The organism is Pseudomonas sp. L5B5 (assembly GCF_020520285.1).
In the GTDB taxonomy this organism is placed as follows: Bacteria; Pseudomonadota; Gammaproteobacteria; order Pseudomonadales; family Pseudomonadaceae; genus Aquipseudomonas.
In genome coordinates this window covers 1,405,930-1,419,781 of the sequence record NZ_CP084742.1, presented here as the reverse complement: position 1 = coordinate 1,419,781, position 13,852 = coordinate 1,405,930, and the positions used below count along the sequence as shown (strand labels likewise).

The window sequence follows — 13,852 nt, the reverse complement described above, 5'->3', positions numbered from 1 at the left end:
CCAGTCAATACGCGCTGCCGTTGACGACCATCGCGAGCATGCTTGAACTACAGGGGATCACCTCGCTTAACTGATTGGTATTGGGCCCATGGCCGGCTCTCTTGTGCGCCTGGATCAACTACTAAAACAATCACCGCCAATACATCCCACAGCACCAGCTCAATCCCCCAACTCCCCAAACCACTCCACCAGCCGCCCAGCCGCTTGTTCCTTGACCTCCTGATTGATATGCGCCGCCACCGCCGCGATCGACAGGCTCAGCACGCCGAGGTCGTCGGCGTAGCCGGCGCCAGGCACCAGGTCGGGGATGAGGTCCAGGGGCAGGACGAAGTAGCCCAGGGCCCCGTAGATAGTGCTTTTGGCCCAGGCCGGGGTTTGTGGTCGTTGGGCGGCGTAGTACAGCCACAGGGCCTTGGTGATCAGGCTGCGGCCGACATGCAGGGCGTAGCGACCGATCTTGCGCCAGAGGCAGCGGTGGAAGCTTTGTTCCAGGGTATGGGTGGTGGACATGGCGGGCTCCTTGCGGTTACTGGGCGCCAGGTCATGGTGGGCGTTGCGAGCGTGCGCTGGCAGCGGAGAGAACTTCCCCGGGAGGTGCCCGGCAGCCATGCGCTTCACTCCCATCTGTTTCAACAGCGCCGCAGGCGCTTCAGGCAGTGAAAAAACACTCAGGCCGGGTATTGCCTCTGGCTTGCAACAGCGACGGCAGATGAGAAGGATTCAGGCTCTTCATGCCCGCACACCCGCCCCCGCCCGTTGCTGTTGGGCCATGACCCTGACGGCAATCGATGCGCCGCTCAGCAAGGCGATGATGCCCAGGGTTTCAAGGCCGGTGGGTAAACGCTGTTCGGCGATCAGGCCAAACGCCGCGGCAAAGAGGGTTTCGACCGAAATCAGTTGGCCGGACAGGGCCATGGGTAACCGCTGGCTCGCAAAATTCCAGGCCCAGGCCCCACCCACGGACGCGACACAAGCCAAGGCCGAGGCGGCGGCGAGCACCGGCAGGGTATTGTCCAGGCGCCACTGCACATCGGGGGCGCTGTACAGGTTGAACGTGAGCCCGAAGGGCACGAAGAGCACCACGCTCAAGCCTGCCCCCACCATCATCAGCCCGGTCCAGAGCCCTGAGGAAATGTGCGGCAGCCGTGCCAGGATCACTTGGTTCAAGAGGCAGAAGATCAACCAGGACAGGGTGGCGCCAACCGCGTAGCCGACCGCTTGCAGGTAGGTGGACAGATCGCCGTCCAGTACCTGCGCGAAGGCGCCGTAGTTGGTGGCGACCAGCCCCAGCACCGCCAGCAGCACCGGTACGCAGAGGGCGCGCCAGGAGACCGTGGGTTCGACCAGGTTGCCGATGAGGGCGACCATGATCGGCGCCGCGCTTAAAAACGCCGGCGCGATGATCGCGCCGCCATTGAGCACACTGCCCATGACGCAACCGATGTACAGGGTGTAGCCCACCACTCCCAGCAGTGCGGCGGTGGTCATGGTGCGTCCGCTCAAGCGCGTAATGCCGTGCCGGTAGAGGCGCAGCATTACCAGGCCAATGGCGCCGGAGACGATGAAGCGCAGGGTGATGAAGTCGAACGTGCCGAAGTCGCCCATCAGGTAGGGCGACAGAAAATTCAGTGCCCAACTGAAGGTGGCGAAGAGGGCTGCGGCCACGCCTATGGCATAGGACTTCGACATTCCTGCTCCTCGAGGATGACGGATCACGATCGGGGCGTTGCTAGATAATCGGGCCGCAATGCCTGGAGGTGCGAATTTCCTCGCCGTCGTCGATATCGGTGAACTGCGAGCCGTAGGCCGTCTGGGTGGGTTTGCCCCAGTTGACGCCCATTCCCACGCCGCCACCGCTTTCAGACTCACCTTCGAACAGGGTTTTGTCCAGCCGTGAGCGCCAATCCAGAAAGCGGATGGTTACCGCCAACCGCGCCTGGAGTGGCCCCGGCAACAGCGGCTCGGAGCGGTGCCACAGGGATTTGCTGAAGAACAGCACATCGCCCAGCGCGAAATCGTCCTGGGTCTTATGTTCCTCGAATATTTCCGTCAACAGGCTCGGTGTGTTGAAGATGCCCCTTAGGTGCGCAGAGAAATCCTCGACCGAGAGGCCGGCGGCCATCTTCCTTGACAGCAGGCTGGCCAGTTGGAAGTTGGCCTTGGCCGAGTACAGGCTTTCAGGGACATAGGCCATTCCCCCGCGTTGCCCTGCGTTGTGGATGGGGTCCAAGGGAATCCACACGCTGAAGGCCGCATCCTGCGGTCGGATGTAGCGAAAGCTCAGGGAGTCGTAATGCCAGGCAAAGCCTTGCTGGTGCGCGGTGAGTTCGAAGCTCTGGGACTCGGTCATGATCAGCGGATGACCTGTCAGGGTCACCAAGGCGGTCCTGAAGGCCGTCGAGGAGTAGATGCGCTTGAGCACCTCGGTGCGGCCAAGGTCGTAGGTCAGCCGGTTGAAGGAATCGCCATAGGCCGACTTCGCGTCCCTGGCGGAAATGACCCGTGCACCGGCTTCGCGTTTGAGCGCCTCGATGGCATGCGCCGTTAAAAAGCCTTTGATCTTGATGAAGCCGTGGCGGTGAAAGGCCGCGATCTCATCGGCGCTGAGCGGGACGCCATTCACCAGGCAATGATCTGTGTCTTGAATCAGGGCAAGCATCGTCGTCTCCTTTCGAGTCTGCAGGCTCAAGGGTGCGACATTCTGGGCTTGGCCATCAGACCCAGGGCGACTGTTTTGCGCACTGAGACGACATTTGCCGGTAATGACTGGGACAGGCCCGCCACAGGCCATAACCCGTGGCGGACCGGGATGCTTCAGTGGGGCAACAGGCCCAGGGCGCCGCCGGCCAGGAGCAGGGCGGCGCAGATGCCGGTGACGGCGAACAGTTGCTGCAGCCGTGGCCCGGCCAGGTGGCTGGCGACCTGGCGGCCGAGCACCAGGCCCAGCACCGCGCCGAGGGCGAAGGGCGCGCCCACTGCCCAGTGCATCACGCCGCTGAGGCTGGCGGTAACCACGCTGCCCAGGGACACCAGGGCGATCACCGCCAGGGAGGTGGCGACGATGCTCTTGCTGTCCAGGTTGGTGTAGCGGCTCAGCGCCGGGATGATCACGAAACCGCCACCGACCCCCAGCAGCCCCGACAGCAGCCCGGAGAGCAGGCCGGTGAAGGTCAGCGCCCGGGCGCAGGGCAGGGTCCAGCGCAGTCGACCCTGGGCCGGGTTGAGCACGCAGGGCTGGAACGCCGGGCGCGGCGCCGGCCGGCCCTGTTTCAGCTCCAGGCTGGCCTTGCGCAGGATGCGCCCGCAGGCGTACAGCAGCACCAGGGCGAACAGCACGGCCAATGGCAGGTTCGGCAGGCGATGGGCCAGCCACAGCCCCAGCGGCGCCATGAGGATGCCGATGCCGGCGACGAACCCCGCGGCGCGATAACGCACGATGCCCTGGCGCAAACCGAGGATGGCCCCGACGCTGGCGGCCAGGCCCACCGCCAGCAGGCCGATGGGGGCGGCCTCGACCATGCTCAGGCCGAGGCCGAACACCAGCAGCGGCACCGCGAGGATGCCGCCGCCGGCTCCGGTCAGGGCCAGGATCGCGCCGATGATCGCCCCCAGGCCCGCCCCCAGCAGACTGTGTTCATTCATGCTTGGGAGGTGTCCGTGGCCAGGGTCGGGTGCGCCAGCCATTCGTGGCCCTTGAGCATGCCGCGCCAGTACAGCGGCGGCAGGATCATCTCCTTCAGCCACCAGGCGCGCCGGGTCGGCTGGCGACCGTCCAGCAGCCAGGCGGGAAAGCTGGGGGCCAGTTTGCCGCCGTAGGTGAATTCGGCGAGGACGATCTTGCCCCGTTCCACGGTCAGCGGGCAGGAACCGTAGCCGTCGTAATGGGCCAGCCGGGTCAGGCGCCTGAGGGCCACCAGCACGTTGTTGGCCACCACCGGCGCTTGCTTGCGCGCGGCCGCGGCGGTCTTGGCGTTGCTGGTGTTGGTGGCGTCGCCCAGGCCATGGATGTTGGCGAAGCGCTTGTGGCGCAGGCTGTGGGGGTCGACGTCGACCCAGCCGGCGGCGTCGGCCAAGGGGCTCTGGCGGATGAAGTCCGGGGCGCACTGCGGCGGCACCACGTGCAGCATGTCGAAGGGCCGTTCCAGGGTTTCCTGGGTGCCATCGGCCAGGGTGCGGACGAAGGTCGCGCGCTGGGCCGGGCCGTCCACCGCTACCAGGTTGTGGCCGAAGTCCAGGTCGATGGCGTACTTCTTCACGTATTCCATCAGCGCCGGCACGTAGTCGGCGACGCCGAACAGCACGCCGCCGGCGTTCATGAAGCGCGGCTTGATCGCGCCCAGGCGGCCCTGGCGCAGCCAGTGATCGCAGGACAGGTACATGGCCTTTTGCGGCGCGCCGGCGCACTTGATCGGCATCGGCGGCTGGCTGAACAGCGCCTGGCCCTGTTGCAGTTGCTGCACCAGCTCCCAGGTGTAGGGCGCCAGGTCGTAGCGGTAGTTGGAGGTCACGCCGTGGTTGCCCAGGGCCTGGGGCAGGCCGTCGATGGCCGCCCAGTCGAGCTTGAGGCCGGGGCAGACGATCAACTGGTCATAGGCCAGCACGCGCTCGTCGGCCAGCACCAGGGCATTGTGCTCGGGCTCGAAGCGGCTGACCGCCTGGCGCAGCCACTTGACCCCCTTGGGCATCAGCGAGGCCATGTCGCGGCGGGTGGATTCGGCGCTGAACACGCCGGCGCCCACCAGGGTCCAGCCGGGTTGGTAGTAGTGGGTGTCGGCGGGATCGATGATCGCCACGTCCAGGTGGGGATCGCGGCACAACAGGCTGGCGGCGACGGCGATACCGGCGGTACCGCCGCCGACGATCAGCACCTGGTGGCTGCCGTCGACGGCACGCGGGGCAGGGTGGATGGGACGCATGGCAAGGTCTCCGTATGGAGTAATCGTTATAGGGTGTTCAGGGGGATCTTCAGGTAGCTCACGCCGTTGTCCTCGGGCTCGGGGAAGTGCCCGCTGCGCATGTTGACCTGCACCGAGGGCAGGATCAGCACCGGCATGTCCAGGGTTGCGTCACGGGCTTCGCGCATCTTCACGAAGCTGTCTTCGTCGACGCCCTGGTGGATGTGGATGTTGCTGGCCCGCTGTTCGGCCACGGTGGTCATGTACTGCAGCTCGCGGCCGTTGGGCAGGTAGTCGTGGCACATGAACAACCGCGTTTGCGGCGCCAGGGCCAGGATCTTGCCGATGGAGCGGTACAGGGTTCGCGCGTCGGCGCCGGGGAAGTCGCAGCGGGCGGTGCCGTAGTCGGGCATGAACAGGGTGTCGCCGACGAAGGCCACTTGCTCTTCGCCCACCTGCACCAGGTAGGTCATGCACGCCGGGGTATGCCCCGGGGTGTGCATGGCCCGGGCGGTGAGCTGGCCGATGGCGAACTCGCTGCCGTCGGCCAGCAGCACGTCGAACTGGCTACCGTCCCGGGCGAAGGCCGGGGCTTCGTTGAACAGCGCGCCGAAGACTTTCTGCACCCGGGTGATCTGGTCGCCGATGGCCACCTGGGCTCCGAGCTGCTCCTTGAGGTAGGCGGCGGCCGAGAGATGGTCGGCGTGGACGTGGGTCTCCAGGATCCAGTCGACCTGCGCCTCCAGCTCGCGGACCCGGGCCACCAGGCGGTCGGCGGACTCGGTGCGGGTACGGCCGGACTTGGGGTCGAAGTCCAGCACGCTGTCGATCAGGGCGCAGCGGCGCGTGGCGAGGTCCATCACCAGGTAGCTGATGGTCCAGGTGTGGCTGTCGAAAAAGGCTTCTACACGCAGCGTGTCGCTGATGATCATGGGGCACTCCGGCAATGAAGGGCGAGGGCAGTCTGCGCTGCCGCTCCTGCCTTGGACTGTCAATAAACGTGCCAACCCGGCATAGCGCCGGCAGGCACCCGTTATCTGGTGCGCAAGCTTGCCGAGGCCCTGTCCTGGGGCTTTGGGCGGGGTGACTGTCACCTGGGATTGGCAGTGTTTTGGCAGTGGCTGGCAGAAAATGGCAGCGACGGGCGCCTTGCTTTAAGCTGTCGCGATTGTCCCGGAGCCCACCATGTCCCTGATCGCCACCGACCTTGTCACTTCGCGGATGTCTGCCCTGGTGTCTTACCTGGAGCACGATCCCCAGCCCAGCATAGTGCTGGACACCGACTACAACATCATTGCCGCCAACGCCGCCTACCAGCGTCAGTTCGGCGTGGCCGGCAAGCCCCATGTGGGCGCCAAGTGCTATCGGGTGTCCCACCAGTTCGCGGTGCCCTGCGATCAGGCCGGCGAGCACTGCCCGATGCGCAAGGCCCACGACAGCCGGGTCCCGGAGCGCATGCTGCACATCCACCACACCCCGCGTGGGCCGGAGCATGTGGATGTGGAGCTGCGGCCGATCATCGATGCCAGCGGGGCGGTGGTGGCCTATGTCGAGCGCCTGAGTTCGGTGGCGGTGGCCTCGGTACAGCCGCAGCAGCATGGCCTGGTGGGGCGCTCGCCGGCGTTCAACGAAGCCCTTGGCGCCTTGCAGCGGGCAGCGCCGGCGCCGATCCCGGTGCTGCTGCAAGGCGAATCGGGCACCGGCAAGGAGTTGTTCGCCCGCGCCCTGCATGACGGTAGCCCGCGGGCCGGTGGGCCGCTGGTGGTGGTGGACTGCACCGGCCTGACCGAGAGCCTGCTGGAAAGCGAGCTATTCGGTTATGAGAAGGGCGCGTTCACCGGGGCGCTGCAACGCAAGATCGGCCTGGCCGAAGCGGCCCATGGCGGCACGCTGTTCCTCGATGAAATCGGCGAGGTGCCGCTGGCAATGCAGGTCAAGCTGTTGCGGTTGATCGAGTCCGGCAGCTTTCGTCCGGTGGGCAGCCTGCGCACCGTGCATTCGGACTTTCGCCTGGTGGCCGCGACCCACAAGCCGCTCAAGGAAATGGTCGCGGCCGGCACCTTCCGCCAGGACCTGTACTACCGCATCAGTGCCTTCCCGATCCGCCTGCCGGCCCTGCGCGAGCGCAGCGACGACCTGCCGCTGCTGATCGACAGCCTGCTGCGCCGGCTCGACCCGGGGGCGATGCTGCGGCTCGATCCGCCGGCCCTGGAGCAACTGCGGCTGTACGCCTTCCCGGGCAACATCCGCGAGTTGCGCAATATCCTGGAGCGGGCGCGGCTGTTCAGTGATGACGGGGTGATCCGCCTGCAAGACCTGCCGCCGGAGCTGCGCAGTTCCCAGCCTGCGGTCCCGGTGGCCCGGCGTCGCGGCGGCAAGGACCTGGAGCAGCTGGCCCACGCCCTGGAAGTGTTCGACGGCTCGCGCGCCGAACTGGCCAAGGCCCTGGGCCTGAGCGAGCGCACCCTGTACCGCAGGCTCAAGGCCCTGGGCCTGTAAGTCGCTTCGTGTAGCCGCTGCCGCAGGTTGCGCACGGGCGCGCAGCGGCCGCCAGAGGGCGGTTGGCCGGGCGCTGGCTGGAAGGCCCTGCGGGCCTTGGCGCAGCTTCGCAGGCTCAGCAGCGGCTACAGGGTGGGAGCGGGAAGGTCGCGGGCCATGACCCACATGCCGATCTGTTCCAGGTCGGTGCTGAAGGGCACTTCGCTGACCTGGCGCAGGCCGGCGCTTTCGTAGAAACGCCGGGCGCCCGCGTTGCTCTTGAGCACGTCCAGCCACAGGTAGCGAGCGCCGGCCTGGCTGGCCTGCCGCAGGACCTGGTCCAGCAACACCCGGCCCTGACCCTGGCCGGCCTGGGACTTGAGCAGATAGATCTTCTGCAGCTCGGCCCCGGGCAGATCGCTGCCTGGCATGGGCCGGTTCCAGTTCAGCTTGGCAAAACCGATGGGCGTCTGCTGCGCGTCCAGGGCCAGCAGCCACAGGTGCTGGTGCCTGGCGGCCAGGGATTGTTCCAGCACCTGGGGCGCGAAGTCCTGGTCGAGAAAGCGCTGCATGCCGTCGGCGCTCCAGATCGAGGCGAAATGCTCGCGGTAAGTGGCGCGACCTATGGCCTGCAACGCTTCCAGGTCGTGCTGTTCGGCTTCACGGATGGTGATCATGCTGCGCTCCTTGCCAGGTCCGAGGTCGCGCAGCTTACTCCGAGCCAGCGTGACAGGGCCAGAGTGACAGGGCGCACTACCGGGGCACGATGGCGCCGGCCCGTGGTCGTAATGGCTATTGCCCTTGTCCGTCGCCCGGCTGCCGCCGTGGCCTTCAGGAGATGCCATGAGCCAGGCCGTACTTGCCACTGAAACCAATCGCCACCAATTGCAGCAGATCATCTCGGGGCTCTCCGACGGGGTGATCCTGATCGAGACCGACAAGGCCAGGAGCCTGCTCTGGGCCAACGAGGCGGCGCTGGCCATGCACGGGGTCAGCGAGGTTGCCCAGCTGGGCGCCAATGCCCGGGAGTATGCCCAGCGTTATGCCTTGCGTTACCGCAATAACCATCCGCTGGCCCTGGACAGCTACCCCATCAGCCGGGTCGCCGCCGGCGAAACCTTCAGCGATGTGGTGGTGGAGGTCCAGGCCGAGATCGACGGCGAGCCCAGGCACTGGGTGCACCGGGTGCGCAGCATGATCCTCACTGATCGCAGCGGCGCCGCGGAGTCACTGGTGCTGATCCTCAGCGATGCCACCGACTGGGCCAGTGCCGAGCAGCGCTTCGAGAAGACCTTCAATGCCAATCCGGCACCAGCGGTGATCTGCCGCCTCAGTGACCTGCGCTACATCAAGGTCAACCAGGGCTTCCTGGAAATGACCGGCTACGCCCGGGATCGGGTGATCGGTCGCTCGGTGTACGAGCTGGATGTACTGGAGGATGCCGAGCACAAGGACCTGGCCATCGAACGCCTGGGGCAGGGCGCGACCATTCCGCAGATGCAGGCCGAGCTGCGCCTGCCCGAGGGCGGCAGCAAGCTGGTGATCGTTGCCGGCCAGCCCCTGGACATCAACGACGAAGACTGCATGCTGTTTTCCTTCATGGACCTGGAGCCACGGCGCAAGGCCGAGGTCGCCTTGCGCCAGAGCGAGGAGCGTTTTGCCCGTTCGTTCCGCCTGACGCCGGTGCCGACCCTGGTGTGCAGCGCCGAGCAGCAGATCGTCGATGTCAACGAAGCGTTTCTCAATACCTGTGGCTACAGCAGCGAGGAGCTGCTGGGCAAGACCGTGAGCAACATCGGTTTCATCGCCGAGCCGGCCGCGGCGCAGCAATTGTTCGGGCGGCTGGAGAAGAGCGGCAATGTCATGGGCCTGGACCTCAAGGTGCGCAAGAAGGGCGCCGAGCTGATCGACTGCGTGGCGTATGCCGACACCGTGATGATCCAGGACCATCCCAGCTACCTGCTGGTGCTGATGGACATCAGCGATCGCAAGCGTTCGGAGCTGGAGCTGGTGGGGGCCATCGAGGAAGTGATGCGCGACGCTTCGTGGTTCAGCCAGACGCTGATCGAGAAGCTCGCCAACGTGCGCAAGAGCCGTGGCCCCGATGCGCCGGGCATGTCTTCGGCCGACCTCACCGCCCGTGAGCGTGAAGTACTAGGGTTGATCTACCAGGGCCTGGCGGACAAGGAGATCGCCACCCAGTTGCAGTTGGCGCTCAATACCGTGCGCAACCATGTGGCGACCCTGTATTCCAAGCTTGGGGTACACAGCCGTGGCGAGGCCATCGTCTGGGCCCGGGAACGCGGGCTGTTTGCCAGTACCTTGGCGCGTGGGTAGCGCCGAGCCGGTGCGGATGCACTAGCGCAGGTAGTGCAAATGCATCTTTTGCCAGGCGGTCGGGGTTCTTAGGCTGTGGGTGTGCACAGGTTCGCAGGTCAGGCCTGGGCGGTTGATCAATCACGGCAAAAGGACAGTCAACATGGCGAGTGAACAGCTCAAGGGCAAAGTGGACAAGGCGGCGGGCAAGGCCCAGGCGATGGTGGGCGAGCTGCTGGACGATGACTCGATGCAGGCCCGGGGTGTCGCTCGGGAAGCGGCCGGCCAGTTGCAGGAGCACTATAGCCAGGTACTGGATCGGGGCTTGCGCTGGGCCCGGGAGAAACCCCTGGCCAGCGTGGCGTTGCTGGCAGGCGTCGGTCTGCTGGCCGGTCTGTTGCTGCGGCGTCGCTGAGATGCCGAGCCTGATTACCCAGGCGCAATTGCGTGCCTGCATCGAGCAGCGCCTGGCGCCCCTGTCCTGCAGTTTCACCACGGCAGGTGACGGCACCCTGACCCTGCGAGTGTTCGAGCCTCAGAGTGGCCGGGTGGATCTGGTGGCCAGCGGGCTCAGTGTCAAGGCCCTGCGCAGCGAGGCCGATGTGGCGAAAATGATCGATGAGCTGCTCTACGAACTGGACAGCAACTCCCTGGGGCGGGTCGACCAGGCGCCCTGATCGGCGTCGATGGCGGCGCTCCCGGCGCTGGACTATAAGCAAGGGGTTGCCGGCTGCGAGCTTAGCCGGCCTTGCGAGCCGCCGCCCATGTTTGGATTCGTTCCCTCGACTGACCGTGGTGAGTCTTGAACGCCCGGGCCCAGGGCGTGCCCGGCCGCCTGGACAACATCGTCCTGGTGGCCGATCTGGCCGGCACCGCGGTGTTCGCCGTGGAAGGCGCCATCAGCGCCATGCGCGCCCAGCTCGATCTGCTGGGGGTGATGGTGATCGCCTTCATCGTCGCCCTCGGCGGTGGCGTCACCCGTGACCTGTTGATCGGCGCCAGCCCGCCCAAGGCGGTGGCCGATTGGCGTTACCCGGCCCTGGCCCTGCTGATGGGTGGGCTGGCCTTCGTGTTTCATGAATGGGCCCTGGGCCTCTCCGAGCCGTTGCTGATCCTGCTGGATGCGGCGGGCTTGGGGCTGTTCGCCGTGGCCGGGACGCAGAAGGCGTTGAACGTCGGCATCTCGCCGTTCGTGGCGACCCTGATGGGTACCGTGACCGGGGTTGGTGGCGGGGTGATCCGCGATATCGTGCTGGCGCGTATTCCCCTGGTGTTGCAGGTGGACCTTTACGCCAGTTCGGCGTTCATCGGCGCCGTGACCCTGGTCCTCGCCCGTCGTCTGGGCCTGGCGCCCATGACCTGCGCCTGGTTGGCCGGCGGCAGTTGTTTTGCCGTGCGCATGCTCTCGGTGCATTACGGCTGGCAATTGCCCCGGGCCTGACTCGCCGACTCCGTGCAACCGCTGCCGATGGCTGCGCAGGGGCGCGTAGCGGCCACGATTGGGATCGGTCGGAGATCGCAGGAAGGTCCCTCGGGTCTTGGCGCAGCCTCGCCGCCTCGGCAGCGGCTATTCAGTGATCAGGCTGGGATGGCAGTCCAGGCTGAGGCGGGCGCCGCCGCGTTCGCTGGTGCCGACGTCGAGCTTGAAACCGTGCAGGTCGACGATCGCCGCGACGATCGACAGGCCCAGGCCGAATCCGCCCTGGGCGTTGTTTTCGTCGACCCGGTAGAAACGCCGGAACACGGCAGCGCGTTCCGCCGGGGGAATCCCGGGGCCGGAGTCGAGCACTTCCAGGCGCGGGCTGCCGCCGTCGTCCAGGCCGCGCAGGATCACCTCGCCGCCCGGCGGGGTGAACTTGATCGAGTTGCTCAGCAGGTTGGCCAGGGCCTCGAACAGCAGCGCTCGGTCGCCGACCATGCGCGGCAGGCTCTGCGGCACCTCCAGCACCAGGCTCAGGCGGCCTTCCTCGGCCAGGGGCAGGTAGAAGTCGTGCAGCTCCTGCAACAGGGGGAGCGGGTCGAGCTCCAGAAAGCCCGAGCGGCGCCGGCGGTCTTCCAGCTCCGAAATCCGCAGCAGCCCGCGAAAGCGCGCCATCAGGGTGTCGGCTTCCGCCAGCAGCTGGTCCATCTGCGTCGCCTGGGGCGAACCTTCCTCGGCTTGCTGCTGCAAGCGATAGAGCTGGGCCCGCAGGCGGGTCAGCGGGGTGCGCAGGTCATGGGCGATGTTGTCGCACACACCCTTGACCTCGTGCATCAGCCGCTCGATGCGTTCGAGCATGGCGTTGACGATGGCCGCCAGCATGTCCAGCTCGTCGCGCCGATTGGACAGTGGCAGGCGCCGGGTCAGGTCGCCGGCGACGATGGCATCGGCACTGGCCTGGATCTGCCGGATGCGCCGCAATGGCCGGCGCCGCAACAGGTGCCAGCCGGCCGCACCGGGGATGATGGTCAGGGACACGCCCCAGAGCAGGGCGTGCAGGATGATCCGGGTCACCGCGAACAGCGAGCCGTTGTCGCGTACCAGCACCAGCCAGTGACCGTCGCGGGTCAGGGTCGCCACCGCATCGCAGCTGTCGCGGGGCAGGCTTGGGTCGTCGGAGTCGATGCAGCTCTTGAGCTCGTGGATCCGGCCGTCCAGGGGCAGGTCTTCGGGGATCTCGCGGATCGGCCCGCTGAGCGGCCGGCGCTGGGCATCGAACAGGCCGTAGGCGTCGATGGCGCGCATGTCGAAGGTCATGCTGGTGGCCAGGGCCTCCACCAGCTGCTCGCCCTCGAAGCGGGCGAACAGATGCTGGCGCTGCATCAGCGAATGCTTGGCCAGGCTGTCCAGGTAGCTGGAGACTTCGTAGTACAGCACGCCCATGAGGATGCAGCTCCAGGCCACGAACAGCGTGCTGTAGAGCGCCAGCAGGCGGCTGCTGGAGGAGCGCCAGCCCTTAGAGGGGTTCAGCGATGACATAACCCGAGCCTCGCACGGTGCGGATCAGCGGGGCCATGCCGGGTGGGTCGATCTTCTTGCGCAGGCGGCCGATGTGCACGTCGATCAGGTTGGTTCCCGGATCGAAGTGATAACCCCAGACCTCCTCGAAGATCATCATCCGCGAGAGGATCTGCCCGGTGTTGCGCATCAGGAATTCCAGCAGCTTGTATTCGGTGGGCAGCAGGCTCAGCAACTGCTCGGCGCGGGTTGCCTCGCGGCTGATCAGGTTCAGTTCGAGGTCCGCCACCCGCAGGCTGGTGTCGAAATCCTTGACGGTGTTCTTGCGCCGCAGCAGCACCTCGACCCGCGCCGCCATCTCGTCGGAGGCGAAAGGCTTGGTCAGGTAGTCGTCGCCACCAGCGCGCAGGCCGCGCACGCGCTCGTCGACATCGGACAGCGCGCTGATCATCAGGATCGGCGTCGATACGCCAATGGTGCGCAGGGTGGTGACGATGGCCAGGCCGTCCAGCTCGGGCAGCATGCGGTCCAGGGTGATCAGGTCGTAGTCGCCGCTGACGGCGCGCACCAGGCCCTCGCGGCCATTGTCCACCCAATCCACGTCGAGGCCGTGGCTGCTCAGTTCGGCGACGATTTCCCGGGCGGTCACGGCGTCGTCTTCGATGGTCAGGATGCGGGTCATAGGCGTTACCTGTTTAGCGGTTCTTGACACAGGCGGGCATTCTGCCAAGAAACCACGGCCGGGATTCTAAAAAAACTTTCATCTGCGCCGCCGGGCCGCTGGCCAGACCTTGAACAAGCCCCTGCCAGAGGCCGCGCTGCCTGATATTATCGCGCCACTTTTATTGCCAGGAGGCACATCCATGACGGGCTTGCCCCGGGTTGGCTGGAAGCCATTGTCCTTTCTCTGCCTGATGGTGCTGTGCAGCAGCGCGGTGCTGGCGGCCAACCAGCCCTGTTCCGGGCGCAAGGGCGGCATCGCCCGTTGCGACGGCGAGCTGTTCCTGTGCAACGACGGCTCCATCAGCGCGTCGAGAAAGAACTGCGCCCTGATGTTTGGCCAGCGCTCCACTACCCCACGGGCCGAGCCCCTGCTGCGCGACGCCCAGGGATGCGCCTGTGGCAGCGGCAGTTTCTGCACCGGGCCCCGGGGCGGGGTGTACTGCCTGACCCCCAGTGGCAACAAGAGCTACAAGCGACATTAAAAACCCGATTGACCTTATGT

The 13,852-nt window shown here is 66.3% G+C and carries 15 protein-coding genes; 6 read left to right on the top strand and 9 right to left on the bottom strand.

Annotated features, from left to right (window positions below; genetic code table 11):
* Positions 1 to 159: 159 nt before the first annotated feature.
* The 6 genes from LGQ10_RS06375 to LGQ10_RS06350 form a co-directional block, all read right to left on the bottom strand.
* Positions 160 to 510 (bottom strand): YkvA family protein, encoded by a 351-nt coding sequence (locus LGQ10_RS06375; protein ID WP_058434798.1) that lies wholly within the window; start codon positions 508 to 510, stop codon positions 160 to 162.
* Between the two features lie 219 nt (positions 511 to 729).
* Positions 730 to 1,689, bottom strand: coding sequence for a DMT family transporter (locus LGQ10_RS06370; RefSeq protein ID WP_226524999.1), 960 nt, complete (start codon positions 1,687 to 1,689; stop codon positions 730 to 732).
* Between the two features lie 40 nt (positions 1,690 to 1,729).
* Positions 1,730 to 2,689: a phytanoyl-CoA dioxygenase family protein gene (locus LGQ10_RS06365; RefSeq protein WP_226524998.1), complete on the bottom strand. Its 960-nt coding sequence runs from the start codon at positions 2,687 to 2,689 to the stop codon at positions 1,730 to 1,732.
* A 125-nt stretch (positions 2,690 to 2,814) separates the two neighbouring features.
* Positions 2,815 to 3,642, bottom strand: a complete 828-nt coding sequence (locus LGQ10_RS06360; protein WP_226524997.1) for a sulfite exporter TauE/SafE family protein — start codon at positions 3,640 to 3,642, stop codon at positions 2,815 to 2,817.
* The gene (locus LGQ10_RS06355; protein WP_226524996.1) at positions 3,639 to 4,916 is read right to left on the bottom strand and encodes an FAD/NAD(P)-binding oxidoreductase; all 1,278 of its coding nucleotides are present in this window, start codon (positions 4,914 to 4,916) and stop codon (positions 3,639 to 3,641) included. Before LGQ10_RS06355 ends, LGQ10_RS06360 begins: the two co-directional genes overlap by 4 nt.
* A gap of 26 nt (positions 4,917 to 4,942) precedes the next feature.
* Positions 4,943 to 5,827 (bottom strand): MBL fold metallo-hydrolase, encoded by an 885-nt coding sequence (locus tag LGQ10_RS06350; protein ID WP_226524995.1) that lies wholly within the window; start codon positions 5,825 to 5,827, stop codon positions 4,943 to 4,945.
* A 253-nt stretch (positions 5,828 to 6,080) separates the two neighbouring features.
* On the opposite strand from LGQ10_RS06350, the gene LGQ10_RS06345 reads away from it, so the two are divergent.
* Positions 6,081 to 7,394: a sigma-54 interaction domain-containing protein gene (locus LGQ10_RS06345; RefSeq protein WP_226524994.1), complete on the top strand. Its 1,314-nt coding sequence runs from the start codon at positions 6,081 to 6,083 to the stop codon at positions 7,392 to 7,394.
* Between the two features lie 125 nt (positions 7,395 to 7,519).
* Here the strand turns inward: LGQ10_RS06345 and LGQ10_RS06340 are convergent, their stop codons facing one another.
* Positions 7,520 to 8,050, bottom strand: a complete 531-nt coding sequence (locus tag LGQ10_RS06340; protein WP_226524993.1) for a GNAT family N-acetyltransferase — start codon at positions 8,048 to 8,050, stop codon at positions 7,520 to 7,522.
* Positions 8,051 to 8,216: 166 nt separating this feature from the next.
* Here LGQ10_RS06340 and LGQ10_RS06335 point away from each other — a divergent pair, with 166 nt between their 5' ends.
* From LGQ10_RS06335 to LGQ10_RS06320, 4 genes are all read left to right on the top strand, one after another.
* Positions 8,217 to 9,710 (top strand): PAS domain S-box protein, encoded by a 1,494-nt coding sequence (locus LGQ10_RS06335; protein ID WP_226524992.1) that lies wholly within the window; start codon positions 8,217 to 8,219, stop codon positions 9,708 to 9,710.
* Positions 9,711 to 9,852: 142 nt separating this feature from the next.
* A complete protein-coding gene (locus LGQ10_RS06330) occupies positions 9,853 to 10,104 on the top strand; it encodes a CsbD family protein (protein WP_226524991.1) in 252 nt (83 codons plus the stop codon).
* A 1-nt stretch (position 10,105) separates the two neighbouring features.
* The gene (locus LGQ10_RS06325; protein WP_058433464.1) at positions 10,106 to 10,366 is read left to right on the top strand and encodes a DUF1652 domain-containing protein; all 261 of its coding nucleotides are present in this window, start codon (positions 10,106 to 10,108) and stop codon (positions 10,364 to 10,366) included.
* A gap of 125 nt (positions 10,367 to 10,491) precedes the next feature.
* Complete coding sequence (locus LGQ10_RS06320) at positions 10,492 to 11,130, top strand: trimeric intracellular cation channel family protein (protein WP_226524990.1); 639 nt, start codon at positions 10,492 to 10,494, stop codon at positions 11,128 to 11,130.
* Positions 11,131 to 11,256: 126 nt separating this feature from the next.
* Here the strand turns inward: LGQ10_RS06320 and LGQ10_RS06315 are convergent, their stop codons facing one another.
* On the bottom strand, positions 11,257 to 12,648 hold the full coding sequence (locus LGQ10_RS06315; protein WP_226524989.1) for a sensor histidine kinase: 1,392 nt from the start codon (positions 12,646 to 12,648) through the stop codon (positions 11,257 to 11,259).
* Complete coding sequence (locus tag LGQ10_RS06310; RefSeq protein WP_053128966.1) at positions 12,626 to 13,309, bottom strand: response regulator transcription factor; 684 nt, start codon at positions 13,307 to 13,309, stop codon at positions 12,626 to 12,628. The genes LGQ10_RS06315 and LGQ10_RS06310 overlap by 23 nt, the downstream gene beginning before the upstream one ends.
* Positions 13,310 to 13,490: 181 nt before the next feature.
* Between LGQ10_RS06310 and LGQ10_RS06305 the strand changes: the two genes are divergently transcribed.
* Entirely contained in the window at positions 13,491 to 13,832 is a 342-nt protein-coding gene (locus LGQ10_RS06305) for a hypothetical protein (protein WP_226524988.1), read from the top strand.
* Positions 13,833 to 13,852 lie beyond the last annotated feature (20 nt).

Bases quoted from the DNA above. Each gene is read 5' to 3' on its own strand.
- LGQ10_RS06375 (WP_058434798.1), bottom strand. From the start codon at position 510: ATGTCCACCACCCATACCCTGGAACAAAGCTTCCACCGCTGCCTCTGG.
- LGQ10_RS06370 (WP_226524999.1), bottom strand. From the start codon at position 1,689: ATGTCGAAGTCCTATGCCATAGGCGTGGCCGCAGCCCTCTTCGCCACC.
- LGQ10_RS06360 (WP_226524997.1), bottom strand. From the start codon at position 3,642: ATGAATGAACACAGTCTGCTGGGGGCGGGCCTGGGGGCGATCATCGGC.
- LGQ10_RS06355 (WP_226524996.1), bottom strand. From the start codon at position 4,916: ATGCGTCCCATCCACCCTGCCCCGCGTGCCGTCGACGGCAGCCACCAG.
- LGQ10_RS06350 (WP_226524995.1), bottom strand. From the start codon at position 5,827: ATGATCATCAGCGACACGCTGCGTGTAGAAGCCTTTTTCGACAGCCAC.
- LGQ10_RS06345 (WP_226524994.1), top strand. From the start codon at position 6,081: ATGTCCCTGATCGCCACCGACCTTGTCACTTCGCGGATGTCTGCCCTG.
- LGQ10_RS06340 (WP_226524993.1), bottom strand. From the start codon at position 8,050: ATGATCACCATCCGTGAAGCCGAACAGCACGACCTGGAAGCGTTGCAG.
- LGQ10_RS06335 (WP_226524992.1), top strand. From the start codon at position 8,217: ATGAGCCAGGCCGTACTTGCCACTGAAACCAATCGCCACCAATTGCAG.
- LGQ10_RS06330 (WP_226524991.1), top strand. From the start codon at position 9,853: ATGGCGAGTGAACAGCTCAAGGGCAAAGTGGACAAGGCGGCGGGCAAG.
- LGQ10_RS06325 (WP_058433464.1), top strand. From the start codon at position 10,106: ATGCCGAGCCTGATTACCCAGGCGCAATTGCGTGCCTGCATCGAGCAG.
- LGQ10_RS06315 (WP_226524989.1), bottom strand. From the start codon at position 12,648: ATGTCATCGCTGAACCCCTCTAAGGGCTGGCGCTCCTCCAGCAGCCGC.
- LGQ10_RS06310 (WP_053128966.1), bottom strand. From the start codon at position 13,309: ATGACCCGCATCCTGACCATCGAAGACGACGCCGTGACCGCCCGGGAA.
- LGQ10_RS06305 (WP_226524988.1), top strand. From the start codon at position 13,491: ATGACGGGCTTGCCCCGGGTTGGCTGGAAGCCATTGTCCTTTCTCTGC.